Genomic DNA, 19,580 nt, shown 5'->3' on the forward strand with positions numbered 1-19,580 from the left:
CAACCTGCAGATCGAGAAGGGCGAGAAGTACCTGTACCTCTGCCGCGTGCGCTACGTGAGCCATCGCGCCGTCATGTTCATAGAGAGCCACCTCAACCTGGGGGTCTGCCCCGGGCTCGAGAAGTGCGACTTCGAGCACGAGGCGCTCTTCGCGGCGGTGGAGCGCACGAGCGGGCACGAGATCGGCCGCTCCGAGATGGTCTACACCGCGCGCACCGCCGGCAAGGTGCGAGGTGGCTACCTGGAGTGCGACGAGCACGCGCCCGTGCTCGAGCTCGACCAGCTGGTACGCCTCGACAACGGCGTCCCCTTCGAGTGGGGCAGCGTGTGGCTGCCCGCCAACAGGTGCGTCATCAGCAACGAGACGCACCGCGCGTGACGCACCGCGTGCCACGCGCACAGCCTAAGGAGGCCTTATGAGCTGGTACGAGGAATCGGTCGTCTATCAGGTCTATCCGCTGGGACTTCTGGGGGCTCCCTACCAAAACGACGGCACGAGCGAGCCGGTGCACAGGCTGCCCAGGCTCGTGGACGACGGCTGGGTCGACCACATGGTCAGGCTGGGCGCCACGTGCCTGCTGCTCAACCCCGTCTTCCAGAGCGAGTCGCACGGCTACGACACCGTGGACTACACGACGGTCGACCGTCGCCTGGGCACCAACGAGGACCTGCGCCATGTGGTGGATGCGTGCCACGAGGCCGGCGTCAAGGTCCTTCTCGACGGCGTCTTCAACCACGTGGGGCGCGGCTTCTGGGCGTTCCAGGACGTGCTCAAGAATCGCCAGGCCAGCCCGTACGCGGGGTGGTTCAACATCGACTGGGGCGCGAACAACCAGTACGACGACGGCTTTGGCTATGACTGCTGGGAGGGCGTGCCGTTCCTGGTCAAGCTCAACCACAACAACTTCGAGCTCAACGACTACATCGCCAAGGTCATTCGCGACTGGGAGCGGGAGTTCGACATCGACGGCCTGCGACTGGACGTGGCGTACTGCCTCGACCGCGGATTTTTGGGCTACCTACGCCGCATCGCCAACGAGCTCACGGCCAAGCGCACGGAGCGCCTGGGCGAGAGGGACGGGAAGTTCGTGCTCGTGGGCGAGACCATGTTTGGCGACTACAACCAGTGGATGGGCGACGACCTCTGCGACTCCGTCACGAACTACGAGGCTTACAAGGGGCTGTGGAGCTCCGCCAACTCGTCCAACATGCACGAGATCGCCTACTCGCTCGAGCGCCAGAGCGGCTCGCATCCCTGGGACCTCTACACCGGCAGGCACCTGCTGAACTTCCTCGACAACCACGACGTCCCGCGCATCGCGACCAAGCTGGATGACAAGCGCCAGCTCAAGCCCCTGTACGGCCTGCTCTTCGGCATGGCCGGCGTCCCCAACGTCTACTACGGCAGCGAGTGGGGGATCGAGGGCGAGCAGCTCCCCGGCGACCACGAGCTGAGGCCCGCGCTGGACGCCCCCGAGTGGAACGACCTCACGGACTGGATCGCCGCGCTCGCGGCGTGCCGCAAGCCGGGCCATCCCGGCGCCGAGGCCCTTGCCTGGGGCGACTACTCGCAGGTGGCCGTGCAGCCCAAGCAGCTGCTGTTCCAGCGCCAGAGCGAGCACGAGCGGCTCTTCGTGGCCGTCAACATGGCGGACGAGCCGTACGTCTTCCACTTCGACGCGGGCTGCGGCAGGGCGACCGACGTGATCGACGGCTCGGACCACGACTTTGGCGGCGGCAGCGAGGTCGCGCCCTTCTCGGCCCACTTCTGGCTCTGCGAGAGGTAGCCGCCACTTTACAAACATGTGCGAGAAGAGCGTGGGGACGTGCCTTGGGGCGCGTCCCCACTTCGTGTCCGTCGCGCCCCGGGCATCGCACGGCTGCGTGGACGACCCGACCGGACAACAAGAAAGGCGGCCGCCCCGAATCGGGGCGGCCGCCTGTCAGCCTTTGCTTTGCCACTTGGGCTACTGGATCTGGGACACCATGGCCATGTTGGTGGACGTGATGTAGTCACCCTGCGACGGCGAGGTCTGCGGGTCGCCGGCGGTGACGACGACGAGGTCGCCGGTGTCGACGATGCCGTGCTCCTTGGCGACGGTCAGCGCGTTGTAGCAGGTAGCGGAGAGCGAGCCCTGCTCAGTGGTCTTGTACGCGTCGACGCCCCACTGGAAGCAGGTCTTGCGGATGGCGTGGTTCGAGGGCGACATCGCGATGATGGGGATGCGGGGACGGAAGTTGGAAATCAGGCGGGAGGTACGGCCGCTGTGCGTCGGGCAGACGATGCACTTGGCGTTGACGCGGTCGGCGATCTCCGCGGCAGCCAGACCGATGGCGGAGTTGACGTTGCGCATGCCGCCACGGTCATGGTACTCGCGGCGCTCGGGCAGGTACTTCTCGGTCTCCTTGCAGATGGAAGCCATCATCTTGACGGCCTCGACGGGGTACTTGCCGGCAGCGGTCTCACCGGAGAGCATGACGCAGTCGGTGCCGTCGTAGATGGCGTTGGCGACGTCGTTGACCTCCGCACGGGTCGGGCGCGGGTTGCGGATCATGGAGTCGAGCATCTGCGTGGCCGTGATGACCGGCTTGTAGCTCTGGGCGCACTTCTTGATGATCATCTTCTGGACGTGGGGGACATCCTGCGCGGGGATCTCGACGCCGAGGTCGCCACGGGCAACCATGCAGCCGTCGGAGGCGGCCAGGATCTCGTCGAAGTTCTTGACGCCAAGGGCGCTCTCGATCTTCGGGAAGATGTAGACGTTGCGCAGGCCGTTGTCGGCGCAGAGCTTGCGGATCTCGTCCACGGCGGCGGCGTTGCGGATGAAGGACGCGGAGATGGCGTCGATGCCGAGCTCGCAGCCAAACATGATGTCCGCGATGTCCTGCTCGGTGACGGAGGGGAGGCCGATCTCGACGTTCGGGACGTTGACGCCCTTCTTCTCGCCGATCTCGCCGCCGTTGGTCACGGTGCAGTGCATGTCGTTGCCCTCGACGTGGTCGACCTCGAGGCCCACGAGGCCGTCGTCGATCAGGATGATGGAGCCCTTCTCGACCTCCTTGGGGAGGTTGAGGTAGTCGAGGGAGATGTGGTGCGCGTTGCCGTGCCAGTCCTCGGTGGTGGGCTGGGCGGTCACGACGATCTCGTCACCGGTGTTGACGGTTACCTTCTGGCCGCCCTCGAGCAGGCCGGTACGGACCTCGGGGCCCTTGGTGTCGAGCATGATCGCGACGGGGATGCCAAGCTCCTCGGAGATCTTGCGGACGCGCTCCATGTTCTGGCGGTGATAGGTGTGCGAACCGTGGCTGAAGTTGAAGCGGGCGACGTTCATGCCGTTCTTGATGAGCTCACGGAGCACGTCGTCACTCTCGGTGGCGGGTCCCATCGTGCAGACGATCTTGGTCCTCTTGGTAGACATACGTTTCCTTTCTAAACATATGGAAGGGCGGACCGCATGCGGCCCGCCCGAAAACGCTCTCAGCCGCTCGCATACTATTGTAAGCCGCTGACGATGGCTTGTGTTGACAGCGTGCAAGGTTTTGGTAATGACCCCGATTTGTGGTCAACCTAGCCTAAGCGGACGCCTAGCAGACGACGCTGCGGTCGCTGAACTCCTCGCCCTTGGCGTAGCGCTCGGCGTTGTCGAGGGTGACCTGCGCGATCTGCTGCAGCGCCTCGTAGGTGAAGAACGCCTGGTGGGAGGTAAGGACCACGTTGGGGAAGGAGCAGAGCCTCGCCGTGATGGAGTGGCCGAGGATCTGGTCCTCGCGGTTCTGGTAGACGTTCGCGTTCTCGCCCTCGTAGACGTCAAGGCCTGCGGCGCCGATCTTGCCGGAGCGGATGCCGCGGATGAGCGCCTCGATGTCGACCAGGCCGCCACGGGCGGTGTTGACCAGGATGACGCCGTCCTTCATCTTGGCGATGGTGTCGTCGTTGACCAGGTGGTAGCTGTCCTCGTTCAGGAAGGCGTGCAGGCTGATGAGGTCGGCGTTCTCGTAGATGCCGTCGTAGTCGACGTACTTGTCGATGACGCCCTCGTCAACGAGCTTCTGGTTGGGATAGAGGTCGGAGCCGAGGACGGTCATGCCAAAGCCCTTGCAGATGCGGGCGAGTGCGGCGCCGATGCGGCCGGTGCCGATGATGCCGGCGGTCTTGCCGTGCAGGGTGTGGCCCACGAGGCCGTCAAGCGAGAAGTCGTTCTCGCGGACGCGGATGTACGCCTTGTGGATGTGGCGGTTGGCGCAGAGCGCGAGCGCGATGGCGTGCTCGGCGATTGCCTCGGGCGAGTAGGCGGGGACGCGGGTGACCTTCATGCCGATGGACTTCGCGAAGTCGACATTGACGGCGTCGAAGCCGGCGCAGCGCATCAGGACGAGGCCAACGCCCATGCCGCGTAGGATCTCGAGCGTCATGGCCGAGATGTCCGCGTTCACGAAGGCGCACACGGCATCGTATCCCTTGGCGAGGGCCGCGGTCATGGGGGTGAGGTTCACCTCGGTGAAGTCGACCTGGACCTCGGGATAGTTGGGAAGCTCCTTCGAGAAGGACTTCTTGTCGTATCCACGCGTGCCATAGAAAAGAACCTTCATGCCTGATCCTTTCGTCGTGGCGGTGACTGGCCGCCTTGCCTGGGCCTTGCGCCCATCACGTGCAATCGCTGAACCAAATTATAGCGAGGATGTAAACCTTTGGCGCCGTGTTGGTGCAGCCTCTTGGCCTTCGAGCGCATTTGTCTAGCGTGTGGCGGTCAACTCGCGCGGCCGCGGCCGCGCCGCCGCCGAACCTGTACGGGGAAGCGTGTACTTTTGCCACGGCATGGCTCGCGGGCGAGAAGAACGCCCGTGCCGGCCGCGGCCGTGGTGCCGCGCCCTTCTCGCCCGTGCGCGCCGCCAAGGCGCCTCCGTCACCATCGGGCGGGGCTTTTGGAGTTCCTCCGCAGGCGGGGACGCGGTTGTGCGTTTTGCTCCCGTGCGGGTAGAATCACTACGTCATTTGTAGGCGCATGCGATACGGCAGCCTTGGTGAGCCCTTGCCCCTCCTGGGGAATTATGATCGGGCATCAATCTATCGCGTGCTCGGGCACGCCCCGGGCGATGCCCCGTACCCAGGAGGGAAGATTGAAAGAGTATCTGGAAGACTCCGCCCACGTGCTGGCGGAGGTCAAGTCGGACGAGGTGGCGGGCCTAAGCTCCGCAGAGGCGGCCGCCCGGCTCGAGCGCAACGGGCTGAACAAGCTCAAGGAGGCCGAGAAGACCCCGGTCTGGAAGCGCCTGCTGGAGCAGATGGCCGACCCCATGATCATCATGCTGATCGTGGCGGCCGTGATCTCCGCGCTCACGGGCATCGCGCAGGGTGACGCCGACTTCGCGGACGTCATCATCATCTGCTTCGTCGTCGTGGTGAACGCCGTGCTGGGCGTCGTGCAGGAGTCCAAGGCCGAGGAGGCGCTCGCGGCGCTGCAGGAGATGTCGGCGGCCCAGTCCAAGGTCGTGCGTGACGGCCAGCTGGTCACCGTGCCCTCGTCCGAGCTCGTCGTGGGCGACGTCGTGGTGCTCGAGGCGGGCGACGCCGTCCCGGCAGACTGCCGCATCCTCGAGAGCGCGTCCATGAAGATCGAGGAGGCCGCCCTCACGGGCGAGTCCGTCCCCGCAAACAAGGTCGCGAGCGTGCTGACGCTCTCGCCGGACAGCGACGACGTTGCGCTGGGCGACCGCAAGAACATGTGCTACATGGGCTCCACCGTGGTGTACGGCCGCGGGCGCGCCGTCGTGGTCGCCACGGGCATGAACACCGAGATGGGCAAGATCGCGGACGCCCTCTCGCAGGCGACGGACGAGGAGACGCCGCTCCAGAAGAAGCTCGACGAGCTTTCCAAGATCCTCTCGATCGGCTGCATCGTCATCTGCGCGCTCGTGTTCGTGGTGACGTGGCTCAAGCACGGCATGGGCTTCTTCAACAACATGTCCCTCGTGCTCAACACCTTCATGGTCGCGGTCTCGCTCGCCGTCGCCGCGATCCCCGAGGGCCTCGCCGCCGTCGTCACCATCGTGCTCTCCATCGGCGTCACCAAGATGAGCGAGCACCACGCCATCATCCGCAAGCTCTCCGCGGTCGAGACGCTTGGCTGCACGCAGGTCATCTGCTCCGACAAGACGGGCACCCTCACCCAGAACAAGATGACCGTCGTCCGCCACTACACCGAGGACCAGGACAGGCTCATGCGCTGCATGGCGCTCTGCTCCGACGCCAAGTGGGACGACGAGAAGCAGGAGGCCGTGGGCGAGCCGACCGAGGCCGCGCTCGTGGCGGACGCCGCCAAGCTCGGCTACACCACCGGCGACCTGGACGCGGCCAACCCGCGTGCCGGCGAGGCGCCCTTCGACTCTGGCCGCAAGATGATGTCCGTCGTCAACGTCGCGCCCGACGGCAACTACATCCAGCACACCAAGGGCGGCCCCGACGTCGTCCTCGCGCGCTGCACCACGGTCCGCACGGCCGACGGCGACGTACCCCTCACGGACGAGCGCCGCAAGCGCATCATGGAGGCCAACAAGGCGATGGCCGACAACGCCCTGCGCGTCATGGCGGCGGCCCGCGTAAACTACGGCAAGACCGCTCCCGCGAGCTACTCCGCCGACGCGCTCGAGCACGACATGTGCTTCCTCGGCCTGTGCGGCATGATCGACCCCGTCCGCCCCGAGGTGAAGGACGCCGTGGCCGAGGCCCACAACGCCGGCATCCGCGTCGTCATGATCACCGGCGACCACATCGACACCGCCGTCGCCATCGCCAAGGAGCTCGGCATCGCGCAGGACAGGAGCCAGGCCATCACCGGCGCCGAGCTCGACAAGATCTCGGACGAGGACTTCCTCGACGACGTCCAGAAGTACAGCGTCTACGCCCGCGTCCAGCCCGAGCACAAGACCCGCATCGTCGACACCTGGAAGAAGAGGGGCATGGTCGTCGCCATGACGGGCGACGGCGTTAACGACGCGCCCTCCATCAAGCGCGCCGACATCGGCATCGGCATGGGCATCACGGGTACGGACGTCACCAAGAACGTGGCCGACATGGTGCTCGCGGACGACAACTTCGCCACGATCATCAGCGCGTGCGAGGAGGGCCGCCGCATCTACGAGAACATCAGGAAGTCCATCGCCTTCCTGCTGTCCTCCAACCTCGCCGAGGTCATCTCCGTCTTCGTGGCGTCGCTCATCGGCTTCACCATCCTCGAGCCCACGCACCTGCTCTGGCTCAACCTCATCACGGACTGCTTCCCCGCGCTGGCCATGGCCATGGAGGACGCCGAGCCCGGCCTCATGAGGCGCAAGCCCAGGAGCTCCTCCGACGGCATCTTCGCCAACGGCATGGGCCTCGACTGCCTCATCCAGGGCGTCTTCATCGGCGCGCTCACGCTCGTGTCCTACTTCATCGGCCTGCACATCGAGGGCGTGCCCCTCTCGGCCGTGCTCTCGGGCGCCGACAAGGGCCTCGACGGCATGACGATGGCGTTCCTGACGCTCTCCATGGTCGAGATGTTCCACTCCTTCAACATGCGCAGCCGCCGCGAGTCCGTCTTCAAGCTCCCCACGCAGAACAAGTGGATCTGGGGCGCCTTCGCGCTGTCGCTCGTCCTCACGTTCGTGGTCATCGAGACCCCGCTCGCCAAGGCGTTCGACTTCGCCGAGATCAGCGCGAACGAGTACGGCATCGCGATGCTCCTCGCGTTCCTGATCATCCCGATCGTCGAGGTCTACAAGGCGGTCATGCGCGCGGTCGAGAAGAACAGGGCGTAGCGGATGGCAAAGCGCTCCCACAAGTCAGGCAAGCGCCGGGTACGCGCCGGTGGGGCGGACGCCGCCCTGCCGGCGCTCTCGTCCCTCTCGGACCTGCCTGCGTTCTCGGACCTGAGGCCGAGCGAGCGCCAGCGCTCAGCGTTCGCGCTCGAGGCGGACCGCGTGGTGCAGGCGGGCGAGGCTGGGCGAGAAGAGCTGGACCTCGGCTGCGTCGTCAGGCTCGACCGCGGCTTCCCCGCGGTCGTGACGGACCACGGAGTCTACCGCGCCGAGTTTGCGGCGTCGCTCACCAAGGGTGACGACAACTCGCGCGTCGCCGTGGGCGACTGGGTCTGCGCGCGCCTCCCGCAGGGGCACGACATGGGCATCCTCCTCAGGATCCTCCCGCGCGAGAGCGACATCGCCCGCTGGAAGGGCGGCTCCCGCGGCGAGAGGCAGACGCTCGCCGCGAACGTCGACGTGGTCCTCGTGACGCAGGCCCTGGGCCCCGATCCCATCTCGGTCGAGAGGATCGTGCGCTCCGCCGTCATAGCGCGGGACTGCGGCGCGGGCGTCTCCGTCGTCCTGACCAAGGTCGACCGCGCCGGCGCGCCCATGCTCGAGCGCGACGTCGCGCTCGTGCGGGACGTGCTCGGCTCTGACGTGCCCGTGGTCGCGACCTGCGCCGGGGCCAACCAGGAGGACTCGTCCGAGCTCGCCGGCGCCGCCCGCGACTGCGGCGTCGGCTGGGGCGAGGGCGACGTGCGCGGGCTCGTTCCGCCCGGCACGCTCGCCATCGTGCTCGGGGAGTCAGGCGCCGGCAAGAGCACGCTGCTCAACGCGCTTCTCGGCCGCGACGCCCTCCAGACGGGTGCCGTGCGCGCCTCGGACGACATGGGCCGCCACACGACGGTCGCGCGACGCATGGTCGCGCTGCCGGGCGCCGGCGTCATCGTGGACGAGCCGGGGCTCAGGAGCCTTCCCCTCGTCGGTCACGAGCGCGGCCTCGCCAAGGTCTTTCCCGAGGTCGCCCAGGCGGCGCTCTCGTGCCGCTTCAGGGACTGCACGCACACGCACGAGCCGGGGTGCGGCGTCCGGAGCGCCTTCGAGGCGGGGGAGTTCTCGCGCGCGAGGTTCGATGCATACGTCTCCCTCGCATCCGAGATGCGTTCCAGCGCAAAGACGCTCGACCCCGACGTCGTGCTCTGACGCCCCCGTACAACCGAGCTTCCACTCATAGGCCTAGCTGCGCCTTCCCAGGTGCGGCTAGGCTAAATTTATGCACAAGACAACTGCAAGACGAACTTGAAAAGTCAGCGTTGAGACCACGTTTTCGGTTCAGACTCTTATTCACATCGCATTGATGTCCCACACGTGGGAGGGGGTCTGCCGTGTCGCTTCGATTCAGGCTCGTGTTCGCCGGCTCCTGCGCCGTGCTCGTCCTTCTCGCCTTCGTGGCGTACGGCAACAGCGTGCGCGACCAGGCGGAGAAGGTGAGGAACGAGGCAATCGCACGCTACGGAGGCGAGGTCGTGAGCCTCGTCGTCACCAACTCGGCCCTCGAGCCCGGTGACGTCGTGGGCGAGAAGGACGTGTCCGTGCGGGATTGGGTGTCGGACCTTGCCCCGCAGGGCGCGCTCACGAGCCTGGACGACGTGATCGGCCGCGAGGTGACGGTACCCGTGGGCAAGAACGCTCCCGTTACGAAGCTTGCGTTCAGGGACGCGGCGCATCTTGCCGACGTTCCGTCGGGACACGTCGCCGTGAGCGTGCCGGTAACCGACAAGCTCGGCGTGTCCCGTGGCGTGCCGCAGGGTTCTCGACTCCTTGCGTACAAGGTGTCGGACGACGGCTCCACGCTCGTGTGCGATGACATCGTCGTGCTCTCGGCACCCGCGAAGTCCTCCTCCATCGGCTCGAGCGCGCAGCTGACGCTTGCGGTCGCGTCGAGGCAGGTGGCGGCTGTGCTGGACGCGAGCGGAAAGGGCGACCTCAGGCTCGTCATGCCCGCGGATGACGTGGACGCGCCGGCGGGCGACGCCGCAACGCCGCCGACCTCCGGCGACTCCTCCGGGGCAGACGGGGGCAAGGCGCAGCCCGACCAGGGCGACTCTTCCGGAAGGTAGGGGGTGTGGCGATGGGTGACAGGTGGATCGGCTGGACCGCCGAGGACTGCAGGTGGGAGCTCAGGGAGGCGCTTGCGACCGTGAGGCCCCATGCGACGCTCTCGTTCGCGTCGAGCGCCTCGGACCTCAGGCGCAGGCTGCGGTTTGAGGACGAGGAGGCCTTTGGGGCGATCGTTGGGCTGAGCGAGGAGGGCGTGTCGGACATGAACCTTGCCGCCGCGATAGCGCGCGACGGCATGGCAGGCGAGGTCATCCTGGTGACGCGCCATGCCTCGGGGTCCCTCCGGTCACGTGCCGCGCAGGCGGGGATAGGCATGGTGATTGACATGAGCGAGGTCGATGCCGCGACCGGGGAGCCCGGGACCGTAGGACGCGCGGGGGGCGCGCGGGGCTTGCCGGACATCCCGGTCGCGGCAGAGGAGGCCATGGCCGACGACGTGCCATTCGACCTCGACGAGCCCGAGGACTCAACAGGCTCCAGTCAGTTGGGCGTGCGCGTTGGGGCCGACCTTCCCACTGGGAGGCGGGGCGTGACGCTGACGTTCGCCTCGGGAAGGGGAGGCGTCGGCAAGACGACGCTCGTCGCGGCGTGTGCGGCAATCGCGGGCACATGGGGCATGAGGGTCGCGGTGGTCGACCTCGACCTCTCGTGCGGGAACCTCTACGTCGCCTTTGGGGTTGGCCGCCCGGTGGACCTCTCGCGCATCGGTGGCCGTGCGCCGGCGACGCGCGAGGTGATGGGGAGAAGCTGCGCGAGGCTTGCGGACGACGTGTACCTCTGGGGGCCCTGCGACCGGCCGGAGATGGCCGAGGAGGTGATGCCGCAGGTAGGAAGGCTGCTCGAATACCTCTCGCAGAGGTACGACCTCGTGCTGGTCGACACCTCGACCACCTTCACCGATGCGGTTGCCGAGGCGGTGCAGAGGGCGGATCGAGTGATCCTCGTCCACGACGAGGCACCTGGTTCCATCGGATCCGTCGGGAGGGCGAGCTCACTCGTGGTGAGGCTGGGGGTTGCCCGCACACGGCTCGTGAGGGTGTGCAACGTCGCCGACCCGCGGCAGAGGGAGGTCGTGTCCCAGATTGCGCCGGCGGGTGCGCTCGAGGGCGCGCAGTCGTTCCGGGTGCTTGACGGCGGCTTTGAGGTCGCGGAGGTCGCCGCCGCGGGCGGGATGTCCACGCTCGTGGAGGCGGACGGCCCCATGGTGTCGAGCGCGAGGTCGATGCTTGCGCGCATCCTCGCGGAGCTCGGCGCGCTGCCGGATGTGGAGGACGCGCAGCGTGCCGCAAGGGACACTGCGCGAAGGGAGAGGTTCAGGTTCTTCTCGCGTAGGAGGGAGACGGTCTGATGTCAGTGCTGGAGAGGGTCAAGACGTGCGAGTCCAGGACGGCAGACGAGGGGATGGCGTCCCAGGGGAGAAGCGAAGAGTACCGGAGGCTCCGGGAGGACCTGAGGCACGAGCTGGTGGACAGGCTGGGACTTTCGGCCATCGCGTCCATGCTGAGGTCCGTGAGCGTGCCGCAGGTGCGGCAGGAGCTCGAGGTCACCTGCCAGGCGATACTGAACGAGGCGCACTTCTCCTCGCTCATGCGAAGCGAGCAGGTGTCGATTACGGACGAGGTGCTCGACGACATATGCGGATACGGCCCCATACAGAGGCTGCTCGACGACGACAGCGTGAGCGAGATCATGATCAACGGGATCGGGGCGCTCTTCTTCGAGCGCAACGGGAAGATCGAGTCGGCGCAGAGCGTCTTCGACTCGAAGGACCAGATCCTCATGGTGATCGACCGGATACTGGCGCCGCTCGGGCGGAGGCTCGACCGGAGCAACCCGCTCGTGGACGCGAGGCTCGCGAACGGGGACCGCGTGAACGCCGTCTCCGACACCATCGCGCTCAATGGGCCGGTCGTGACCATCAGGAAGTTCTCCGACCGGATAACCTCGCTCGACCGGCTCGTCGAGCTTGGGTCGCTCCCGGCATGGTACGCACAGCTCCTGTCGTGGGCGGTCCATGCGAGGAAGGACATAGCGGTGGCCGGAGGCACCGGCTCGGGAAAGACGACGCTCCTGAACGCGTTGAGCACGCAGATCGGAATCGACGAGAGAATCGTGACCATCGAGGACTCGGCGGAGCTCCGCTTCGACTCGCACCCCGACGTGGTGAGGCTGGAGGCCCGCTCCGCATCGATCGAGGGCACGGGCGAGATAAGCATTCGCGACCTGGTGAAGAACGCCCTTCGCATGAGGCCGGACAGGATCGTCGTGGGCGAGTGCCGTGGCGAGGAGACCATCGACATGCTGCAGGCAATGAACACCGGGCACGACGGCTCGCTCACGACGCTGCATGCCGGGTCCGCCCAGGAGGCGATCCTGCGACTCGTGCTCATGGCGCGCTTTGGCATGGACCTGCCCACGGACATCATCGAGGAGCAGATCGCCTCGGCGCTCGACCTCCTCGTCATGTCGGCAAGGTACCCGGACGGGACGCGTCGCATCACGTCGCTGAGCGAGGTGTCCAGGGGCGAGAAGGGCGGCGTGCGCCTGGACGAGTGCGTGAGGTACGACCAGGTCACTGGCGAATGGGAGCTGCTGCACGAACCGAGCTTCGTCGCGCAGGCCCTGCGCTCCGGCGAGCTCACCCACGAGGAGGTGGAGAGGTGGAGGTGCCGTATGTCGCCATTGGCTGCCTGACGACGTTCATCGCGGCTGCGGTCCTCGTGGGCGGCGAGGCGAGAAGGGCACCCAAGGGACTGCTCTGGATGACGACGCTGCGACGACTTCACGTCATGCTCTCTTGGGCGGCGACCACGAGGCTCGTCGCCTTCCTGGACTCCAGGCCGGCTTGGCACAGCCTCGGCGGGGAGCTGGCGGCGTCCGAGGCGCATCGCGTCGAGCGAGACGCAAGGCCCGGCATGCCGAGGGTCGCAGTCGTCACGGACGTCGAACAGGGCATAGCTGCCGCGTTGGCGGGCGGCGCGCTTCTCGCCTGCGTGCTGTGCCTGGTGGCAACCTCCGCCATCGGAATTCCCATAGCGGCTCTCGTGCTCGCGGTTGGGGTGCCCATCTGGGACGGTTCGAGACAGAGGAGGGAGAAGAGGGTGCTCGCGCAGGAGATGCCCGGGGTCTTCAGGACCCTCGCCATGGCCATGGGGTCTGGAGAGACGCTGGCACAGGCGATAGACTACCTCGGCAGTCACGAGACGGGACCCGCAGGCAAGCCGTTTGCGCGCGCCTCCCTGAGGATGCGCTGTGGTGACTCGGCAAGCGAGGCGCTGGGTGGCCTTTCCGAGGAGCTGCAGGCTCCGGGCGTGGGACTTCTCACGACGGCGCTGCTCATCTCGCAGCGGACGGGAAGTCCCCTCAAGGCACTCTTCGGCCATGCCGCCAGGCTCGTCGAGAGACAGGGCGAGTTCGAGAGGATGCTCGAGGTGAAGACCGCGCAGGTGAGGCTCTCCGTGCGCATCGTCTGCGGCCTGCCCGTCCTGATGATCGCATCGCTGTCGATCCTCTCGCCCGACTTCAGGGCGGGACTGGCCACGCCCGCGGGCATCGTGAGCATCCTCCTCGCCATTGGGATGGACGCGACGGCGCTGCTCATCATCAGGCGCCTGATGCGGGGTGTCGTCTGATGGATATGGCGCTGCTCGGAAGCGGTGCGATGGCCTCCGCGTCGACATTCGCCCTTGCATTCGTCCTGGTTTCCGGCGGTTCCGGCGGTGGGGGCGAGAAGGGCGAGGGCTCCCTTTCGTCGCTCGCGGGGAGCATCGAGAGGCGGCTGCGCTCCATGGGTCCCGTCGCGGAGCTGGAGCGGAGGGGAAGGGAGTCCGCACGGAAGAGCACCTGCCTGAGGGACCTTCCGTCGCTTCTGGACGTCGTGACGCTTGGGCTGTCGTCTGGACTTTCGTTCGACGCGGCGCTCGACCTCTACTGCGAGCGCTATGACAACGAGCTCTCATCGGCCTTCTCCGAGGCGATGCTGTCCTGGCAGGTTGGGGCGGAGAGCAGGGCGGAGGCGCTCGGGCGACTCGCGACGGAGCTGGACGTCGACGCATTGAGGAGCTTCGCATCGACGGTGACCCAGGCTTTGGAGTTCGGATCGCCGCTCGCGTCGGCGCTCGAGGCGCAGGCGGAGGCCATTCGCGAGGAGCAGAGGTCTCAGCTGGAGGAGGAGATAGAGAAGGTTCCGGTCAAGATGCTGGTCCCCCTTGGGACCCTCATCGTGCCGGCGATGCTCATCTCCATCCTTGGACCCCTGTTGGGTTCGAGCCTCACGCTGTCGTAGGGGGCAGTTGGAAGACGGATTGAATCGGGAGGTGGTGCCGATCTGAAGTAGCACGGCGGACGCATGTGGGGAGACGGGAGAGGCAAATGATGGAACGACTCAGAAACGATGTCATGGATACGGTTTGGGCGGTCTGGGCTGGCTTTGCCGAGGACGAGGGCCAGGGAACCACGGAGTACGCGATTCTGGTCGGCGTGCTCGTGGTGATAGCGATTCTTTCCATCGTCACGTTCAAGGGCAAGGTGCAGCAGCTTTGGGACGCGATAGCCAGCGGCATCGGCTCGCTGTGAGCAATTATCACCGGAGGGCGGGGAGGTGGCGCCCGCTCTCCGCCGTGGTGCTCTGCCTCGTCCTCCTGTGCGCCCTCGCCGCAGCGGTCGCGATTGGGCCGCACGTGGGTAAAACGGCTGCGTCGCAGGGGGAGACGCGGGGGGAGAAGGACGGCCGCGCAGGGGCGAGCGGTGGTGCCGATGCCACAGCGGGTGCCGGCAAGGGGAGCGGTGACGCTGGGGCCAGGGATGGCGGCTCACCGGCTGCCGCGTCCAAGGGTGACGGAGTCTCGGTCCGCGTGATGCGCGGCGGGGTCGGCACGGTTGCCAAGAAGGTGCTGGGTGACTATGAGGAGTCATCGGAGTGCGTCCTCGCAAGGGCGGGATACGTTGACCTCCTGGGAGGTGTCTGGTCATGTACCGTCGTCGGGGACGATTGGGTAGACACGGTCGTCGTCCGCGCACGGGAGGACAAGCTGTCGTGCGAGGTGAAGACCGTGAGGATGGACGTCTCGGTATGGGAGCGAGAGGCGGCGGGACTGTGAGGGGGATGGCGCTTCATGACATTGCCAGCGAACGAAACCATACGGTGCTGTTCCGTGGGTGCGGGGGACAGTCTACCGTCGAGTACGCAATCGTGCTCTTTGCCTTTCTGGCATCGGTCGTTGCGCTCGCCAAGGTCGTCAGCTGGGCGAGCTCGGGAGGGCTGTTCTCCTCCGTCGCGTCCGCGGGGTCCCACTCCGTCGGCGAGGGGCTCCTCAAGGCCCTCCAGGACGTTCTTCTCTATTGAGAGGGCGATTGCCTCGGATGACGGGCAGGCGACCGTCGAGGCCGCCGTCATGCTTCCCAGCCTTATGCTCACCCTCGCCCTGCTCGTGCAGCCGGCATGCATCTTCTTCACCCGGACCGTGATGCGATCTGCGGCTGCCGAGGGCGTTCGCGTCGTCTCGACCGACTACGACGGCGACCTTGGAGACTGTAGGGAGTTCGTACTCAGGAGGTTGAGCGCCGTACCGGACGTTCCGCTCTTCCACGTCGGTGGACGCGAGGATTGGTCGGTCAACCTTGCCCGTCGCGGGAACAGGGCGAGCGTCGAGATAGTCGGTCACGTTCGCCCTCTTCCGCTGCTGGGGGTCGCGCTCTCGGCATTCTCCGAACACGACGGCGATGGTCTGGTGCTGAGGGTCTCGGTGACGGAGACGGTGCGTCCTAGCTGGTTGAGGGGGTCTTATGGGGAGTGGCAGCGAATATGGGGCTAGACCCGAGAGCCGGGCCCGACTTGCGCTGGACGTGTTCTTGAGGTCGGACGGAGGCTACACGACGGTGGCCGTCGCCATCGCGCTCCTGATGAGCGTGGCGCTCGCCTTTGGCGTGGCGGTGTCGGAGTGGGGGTTGGCGCGATCTGGCGATGTGCAGGAGATTGCCGATGCCGCAGCCATGTCTGGTGAGAACTGCGTCGCTGGCTTCTGCACGGTGGCCCAGGTCCTCGACGCGTGCGTGCTGAGCATGGGCCTTTTGGGCGTGATCGTGTACGGTGCCGGCATGGTAATCGCCGCGATTCCCGTCCTGCAGCACGGTGCGCCCAAGGTGCTCGAGGCGGGCAAGAAGATCCTGGACACGAGGAGAAAGTTCGCAAAGTCCGCCGCCGAGGGGATCGGGCGGTTGGAGAGGGCGCTTCCGGCACTCATCATCGCGAACTCCGCTGCCACCGTGTCCGCGAACTCGAGGGGAGGCGTCAAGTACGCAGGCCTTGCCGTCCCATATCCCTCGGAGTCCAAGTCGGACTTCGGCCACTTGGATGACGAGTTGGATGACAAGGAGATGGAGGAGGCGGCGAGAAAGCTCCAAGAGGCGTCGAAGAGGAAGAAGGAGGCCATGGAGCGCGCCAACGAGGCGAAGGAGCGTGCCTGGAGGGCCGACAACGTCGATGACCCGTCCTGTCTGAGGGGACGAGCGCAGTCGCTTGCCGGCCTTGGTGGCGGGGCGAACCCTTACTACTCGGGTCCTGCCTCGTGGAAGTTCGACTTCGCGAGACTGCGCGCCGCGAACTATTACGCTGTCCGTTCGGGAGAGGTTCCCGCGACCTCTGGCTCGGCAGACGAGATCCAGCGCTCGAACGCGAGGGCGGTCTTCTATCGCTTCGCCCACGACCAGATCTCGGATGCGGTGTGCGAGGAGGGCGAGAAGGTGGACATCCGGCTTCCCGAGCTTCCCCACACGACCGAGATGGTAAGGGAGACCGACCTCTATGCGGACGCTATGTGGCCGTGTACGGAGGAGGATGGGGGGACGACGCTCCATTGCTCCCTTGCGTGTCCGGGCGCCACGGGTCCCTTCGCTGGGAATGCGTCTCTGGCAGACATAGACTCCGGTGCCGTGATGCGCTGCGAGCAGTGCCGCATGGACGCCCAGGCAATGGGGAACGTCGCCGACGCGTCGACGAACATCAACAATGGCTTCGAGCACTATTGGCGAATCGTGGTGGAGGCGTCCAAGGACTACCAACGCGCGAAGGAGGATGAGCAGAAGGCAGAAAAGGACATGAAGGACGCCGCGGAGAAGAGCGAATCCGCCTTCGAGAAGGCCATGCGGGTCCTGAGCGTCGACCGACCGAAGCTTTGCCCGCCAGGTGCATACGGGTGCATCGGCCTTGCCACGCGTGGCAGCACGAAGCTCCCGCATGGTTTGACCAGTCGTTTCCTCAAGACCGCCGACTTGCCTGGGGGAGTGGCCATATCCGGTGCGGTGCTTGCTCCCGACGAGCATACCGATGGGCACAACGTCCTCTCCAGCGTCTTCGACGGGATAGAGAGGCCCGACAGGACGCTCTTCTCCAACCTGCTTGACGGCATAGGAGACCTGTGGGGGTCACTGCTCGTTGGGTATGGCTCGAAGTACGGTGACGTGAGCGCTGCCGCGAACAGGTTCCTGGATGGGATAGGGGGAGTGTTTGGCGAGAAGGTTGCGAGTTGGCTGAGGGGAAAGATTTCCGGTGCCATATCGAAGGCGGGATTCGAGCCTGCCGACATGCGGCTCAGGAAGCCCGTGCTCACCAACAGCCAGCACATCCTCGACAAGGCTGGCGTGTCCAAGACGGCGGAGGTGAGGTCGTTCATCGAGTCGCTTCCAGAGGACAACGCGGGAATAGTCCGTACGTGCAAGGCGAAGCTCGTCTCCATCCTCGGGGACATGGGTGAGGTCACGGTCGCCGAGATTCCCATACCCGGGCTCGACGGCGTCTCCATCCCGCTGACGATTGACCTCTCGACCATAGCGGAGATGATCAAATGAGCGCGTCATGGCTGAGAGACGAGGAGGGACAGATGACCGTGGAGCTAGCCGTGATGCTTCCGGTCATGGTCGCCATAGGCCTGCTCGTGTTCAACGTCGTCAAGTATGCGGAGGCCTGTGCGGCATTCGACAGGGTGGCACTTGACGCCGCGGTGACGCACGGCGTCTCTCCCGCCGGCGAGCAGAGCGGCTCGAACGCGGTGGAGGAGGTGGAGAGCACGATACGGTCGGCGTTGGACTCGAGCCAATGCGAGGTGGAGGTATCGGCGTCGGGAGCCTCCGAGTCGAAGGCCCGAAGGGAGGGACTCACCTTTCCCATGTCGCCCCTACTCACGACATACACGTGCCGGCTGCGGTTTCATCCATGGCCCCGTCAGGTCTCGGTCGCGGGGGTGGGATTTTCCGTACCCGTCTCGCTGACGCACGAGCGCTCGATAACGGTCGACAGGTTCCGTCCTGGGGTGGTGATCTAGTTGAAGTACGTAGAGGTGGGTATCGGGGAGGGAAGCCTGGGCGGCTTTGACGTGCTCGAGACGTGGCACGAGAGGCTCAAGGGCCTGCTTGGCGACGGGTGCGGGTCCAGACAGGTTCTCATCGCAGACTGCGGTTCCATACACACCGTGGGGATGAGGTTTTCGATAGACGTCGCATTCGTGAGCCGGGACATGAGGGTCTGCCTGGTGCGGAGGGGGATGCCTCCCGGGAGGGTGCTCGGTTCGCGCGATGCGAGCTTCGTGCTCGAAAGACGCAGCTGTCCAGGCATCTGGCCGACCGAGGGCGACTACATCCTCGTCGAGGGCGATTGGGGCTTGGGGGGAAGAAATGGACGAGAAGCACGTTGAGACCAAGGTTTGTCCGCGATGCGGAGAGGAGCTCTTCTCTGACATGGACATCTGCTACGGATGCCTCTACGACTTCTCGAATCCGCCTAACTCCGTCGTGGGGGCCGCGATGCCGGCGTCCGACGGGGAACGGGGGCGAATCGAAGGAGATGTGACCGAAGAGGCCGACCCGTCAGTCGAGGGTGAGCTTGATGCGACGCTTCCGCTGGATGTGCCACAAGACACCATTGGGAGGGGCACTGGAGGGCTCTGGGTGCGGACCTCCGACATGGAGACCAAGGTGGACGTTCCACCTGGGGGGTTGGTCGTAGGGAGGGCACCCGACTGTGATGTGATCCTCCACTCAATAGCCGTCTCGAGGAGGCATGTCTCCTTCTGCCCTGGCCAGGGATGCCTTGAAGTGAGGAACCTGGGGGCGAAGAACCCAGCCACTATCGGCGGCAGGGAGATTACCGACACTTTCAAGATGAAGAGAGGCCAGACGGTCAGCGTGTGTGGGACGCTCTTCACCTACGTTGGGGAGAGGCGATAGGGAAGGGCGGCGCTGGCACACAATATGCCAACGCCGCCCCAGGAAGCTATGCTACGGGATTCGCTACATCGCCATTGCCGTCTGCTGGATGTAGGTGCGGGCGAGATACTTCTGGTCAAGGCTGAAGAGGCCCTGCGGGGTCCCGCCGAAGAGCTTGTAGTCAGTGATCATGTCGGAGGCGTTGGACTCCTCCTCGCCCTGCTCGTTGACGAACCAATCAAGCATCTTCATGGTACGGAAGTCGTTCACGTCGTAGGCGGCCTTGTAGCACTTGTTGATGAGGCTCGTGACGTACTGCTCGTGCTTGTAGCCCGCCTCGAGCGGCTCAAGGTCGTTCTCGAACTTCATGTCAGGCTTGTCGATTGCCTCCATGGTCGGCCTGAAGTCGTTGTCGAGGAGGTAGCGACGCAGGATCTTTGCGTGGTCGACCTCCTCCTGCACCTGGATCATGTACCAGT

At 65.8% G+C, this 19,580-nt stretch carries 20 protein-coding genes; 17 read left to right on the forward strand and 3 right to left on the reverse strand.

What is annotated here, in order from left to right:
* On the forward strand, window positions 1–379 hold a 379-nt coding region (locus ACI38Z_RS03040), incomplete at its 5' end, for a GntR family transcriptional regulator (protein WP_439788710.1).
* A gap of 37 nt (window positions 380–416) precedes the next feature.
* Entirely contained in the window at window positions 417–1,787 is a 1,371-nt protein-coding gene (locus ACI38Z_RS03045; RefSeq protein ID WP_439788711.1) for an alpha-amylase family glycosyl hydrolase, read from the forward strand.
* Window positions 1,788–1,967: 180 nt separating this feature from the next.
* Here ACI38Z_RS03045 and pyk read toward each other — a convergent pair whose 3' ends face one another.
* Window positions 1,968–3,419 carry a pyruvate kinase gene (gene pyk / locus ACI38Z_RS03050; RefSeq protein WP_439788712.1) on the reverse strand — a complete coding sequence of 484 codons (1,452 nt, stop codon included), beginning with the start codon at window positions 3,417–3,419 and terminating at the stop codon, window positions 1,968–1,970.
* A gap of 166 nt (window positions 3,420–3,585) precedes the next feature.
* Window positions 3,586–4,590: a 2-hydroxyacid dehydrogenase gene (locus ACI38Z_RS03055; protein ID WP_439788713.1), complete on the reverse strand. Its 1,005-nt coding sequence runs from the start codon at window positions 4,588–4,590 to the stop codon at window positions 3,586–3,588.
* 528 nt (window positions 4,591–5,118) lie between these two features.
* On the opposite strand from ACI38Z_RS03055, the gene ACI38Z_RS03060 reads away from it, so the two are divergent.
* The 15 genes from ACI38Z_RS03060 to ACI38Z_RS03130 all read left to right on the forward strand — a co-directional run bounded on the left by ACI38Z_RS03060 (window position 5,119) and on the right by ACI38Z_RS03130 (window position 19,122).
* Entirely contained in the window at window positions 5,119–7,797 is a 2,679-nt protein-coding gene (locus ACI38Z_RS03060) for a cation-translocating P-type ATPase (protein WP_439788714.1), read from the forward strand.
* A 3-nt stretch (window positions 7,798–7,800) separates the two neighbouring features.
* Window positions 7,801–8,985: a ribosome small subunit-dependent GTPase A gene (rsgA, locus tag ACI38Z_RS03065; RefSeq protein ID WP_439788715.1), complete on the forward strand. Its 1,185-nt coding sequence runs from the start codon at window positions 7,801–7,803 to the stop codon at window positions 8,983–8,985.
* Between the two features lie 182 nt (window positions 8,986–9,167).
* On the forward strand, window positions 9,168–9,902 hold the full coding sequence (locus ACI38Z_RS03070) for an SAF domain-containing protein (RefSeq protein ID WP_439788716.1): 735 nt from the start codon (window positions 9,168–9,170) through the stop codon (window positions 9,900–9,902).
* Between the two features lie 11 nt (window positions 9,903–9,913).
* A complete protein-coding gene (locus tag ACI38Z_RS03075; protein WP_439788717.1) occupies window positions 9,914–11,251 on the forward strand; it encodes an AAA family ATPase in 1,338 nt (445 codons plus the stop codon).
* On the forward strand, window positions 11,251–12,597 hold the full coding sequence (locus ACI38Z_RS03080) for a CpaF family protein (RefSeq protein ID WP_439788718.1): 1,347 nt from the start codon (window positions 11,251–11,253) through the stop codon (window positions 12,595–12,597). Before ACI38Z_RS03075 ends, ACI38Z_RS03080 begins: the two co-directional genes overlap by 1 nt.
* The gene (locus ACI38Z_RS03085) at window positions 12,564–13,535 is read left to right on the forward strand and encodes a type II secretion system F family protein (RefSeq protein WP_439788719.1); all 972 of its coding nucleotides are present in this window, start codon (window positions 12,564–12,566) and stop codon (window positions 13,533–13,535) included. The genes ACI38Z_RS03080 and ACI38Z_RS03085 overlap by 34 nt, the downstream gene beginning before the upstream one ends.
* 5 nt (window positions 13,536–13,540) lie before the next feature.
* Window positions 13,541–14,188, forward strand: coding sequence for a type II secretion system F family protein (locus ACI38Z_RS03090; protein WP_439788720.1), 648 nt, complete (start codon window positions 13,541–13,543; stop codon window positions 14,186–14,188).
* Between the two features lie 113 nt (window positions 14,189–14,301).
* Window positions 14,302–14,478 (forward strand): hypothetical protein, encoded by a 177-nt coding sequence (locus ACI38Z_RS03095; protein ID WP_439788721.1) that lies wholly within the window; start codon window positions 14,302–14,304, stop codon window positions 14,476–14,478.
* Window positions 14,475–15,002 carry a hypothetical protein gene (locus ACI38Z_RS03100; protein WP_439788722.1) on the forward strand — a complete coding sequence of 176 codons (528 nt, stop codon included), beginning with the start codon at window positions 14,475–14,477 and terminating at the stop codon, window positions 15,000–15,002. The genes ACI38Z_RS03095 and ACI38Z_RS03100 overlap by 4 nt, the downstream gene beginning before the upstream one ends.
* A gap of 92 nt (window positions 15,003–15,094) precedes the next feature.
* Window positions 15,095–15,247 (forward strand): hypothetical protein, encoded by a 153-nt coding sequence (locus ACI38Z_RS03105; protein WP_439788730.1) that lies wholly within the window; start codon window positions 15,095–15,097, stop codon window positions 15,245–15,247.
* 7 nt (window positions 15,248–15,254) lie between these two features.
* Entirely contained in the window at window positions 15,255–15,716 is a 462-nt protein-coding gene (locus ACI38Z_RS03110) for a TadE family protein (protein WP_439788729.1), read from the forward strand.
* A gap of 31 nt (window positions 15,717–15,747) precedes the next feature.
* A complete protein-coding gene (locus ACI38Z_RS03115) occupies window positions 15,748–17,748 on the forward strand; it encodes a hypothetical protein (protein ID WP_439788723.1) in 2,001 nt (666 codons plus the stop codon).
* 32 nt (window positions 17,749–17,780) lie between these two features.
* Window positions 17,781–18,221 (forward strand): hypothetical protein, encoded by a 441-nt coding sequence (locus tag ACI38Z_RS03120; protein ID WP_439788724.1) that lies wholly within the window; start codon window positions 17,781–17,783, stop codon window positions 18,219–18,221.
* Complete coding sequence (locus ACI38Z_RS03125; protein ID WP_439788726.1) at window positions 18,222–18,590, forward strand: hypothetical protein; 369 nt, start codon at window positions 18,222–18,224, stop codon at window positions 18,588–18,590.
* Window positions 18,571–19,122: an FHA domain-containing protein gene (locus ACI38Z_RS03130; RefSeq protein ID WP_439788727.1), complete on the forward strand. Its 552-nt coding sequence runs from the start codon at window positions 18,571–18,573 to the stop codon at window positions 19,120–19,122. The genes ACI38Z_RS03125 and ACI38Z_RS03130 overlap by 20 nt, the downstream gene beginning before the upstream one ends.
* A 63-nt stretch (window positions 19,123–19,185) precedes the next feature.
* Here the strand turns inward: ACI38Z_RS03130 and ACI38Z_RS03135 are convergent.
* Window positions 19,186–19,580: ferritin (locus ACI38Z_RS03135; RefSeq protein ID WP_439788728.1), on the reverse strand; the 395-nt coding region annotated here is incomplete at its 5' end.

The sequence above is a fragment of the Parafannyhessea sp. genome, assembly GCF_051876455.1.
Classification (GTDB): domain Bacteria; phylum Actinomycetota; class Coriobacteriia; order Coriobacteriales; family Atopobiaceae; genus Parafannyhessea.

What these genes read in the sequence shown, in the direction of transcription:
- ACI38Z_RS03045 (WP_439788711.1), top strand. Translation starts at nt 417, where the DNA reads ATGAGCTGGTACGAGGAATCGGTCGTCTATCAGGTCTATCCGCTGGGA.
- pyk (WP_439788712.1), bottom strand. Translation starts at nt 3,419, where the DNA reads ATGTCTACCAAGAGGACCAAGATCGTCTGCACGATGGGACCCGCCACC.
- ACI38Z_RS03055 (WP_439788713.1), bottom strand. Translation starts at nt 4,590, where the DNA reads ATGAAGGTTCTTTTCTATGGCACGCGTGGATACGACAAGAAGTCCTTC.
- rsgA (WP_439788715.1), top strand. Translation starts at nt 7,801, where the DNA reads ATGGCAAAGCGCTCCCACAAGTCAGGCAAGCGCCGGGTACGCGCCGGT.
- ACI38Z_RS03075 (WP_439788717.1), top strand. Translation starts at nt 9,914, where the DNA reads ATGGGTGACAGGTGGATCGGCTGGACCGCCGAGGACTGCAGGTGGGAG.
- ACI38Z_RS03080 (WP_439788718.1), top strand. Translation starts at nt 11,251, where the DNA reads ATGTCAGTGCTGGAGAGGGTCAAGACGTGCGAGTCCAGGACGGCAGAC.
- ACI38Z_RS03090 (WP_439788720.1), top strand. Translation starts at nt 13,541, where the DNA reads ATGGCGCTGCTCGGAAGCGGTGCGATGGCCTCCGCGTCGACATTCGCC.
- ACI38Z_RS03095 (WP_439788721.1), top strand. Translation starts at nt 14,302, where the DNA reads ATGGATACGGTTTGGGCGGTCTGGGCTGGCTTTGCCGAGGACGAGGGC.
- ACI38Z_RS03120 (WP_439788724.1), top strand. Translation starts at nt 17,781, where the DNA reads ATGACCGTGGAGCTAGCCGTGATGCTTCCGGTCATGGTCGCCATAGGC.
- ACI38Z_RS03130 (WP_439788727.1), top strand. Translation starts at nt 18,571, where the DNA reads ATGGACGAGAAGCACGTTGAGACCAAGGTTTGTCCGCGATGCGGAGAG.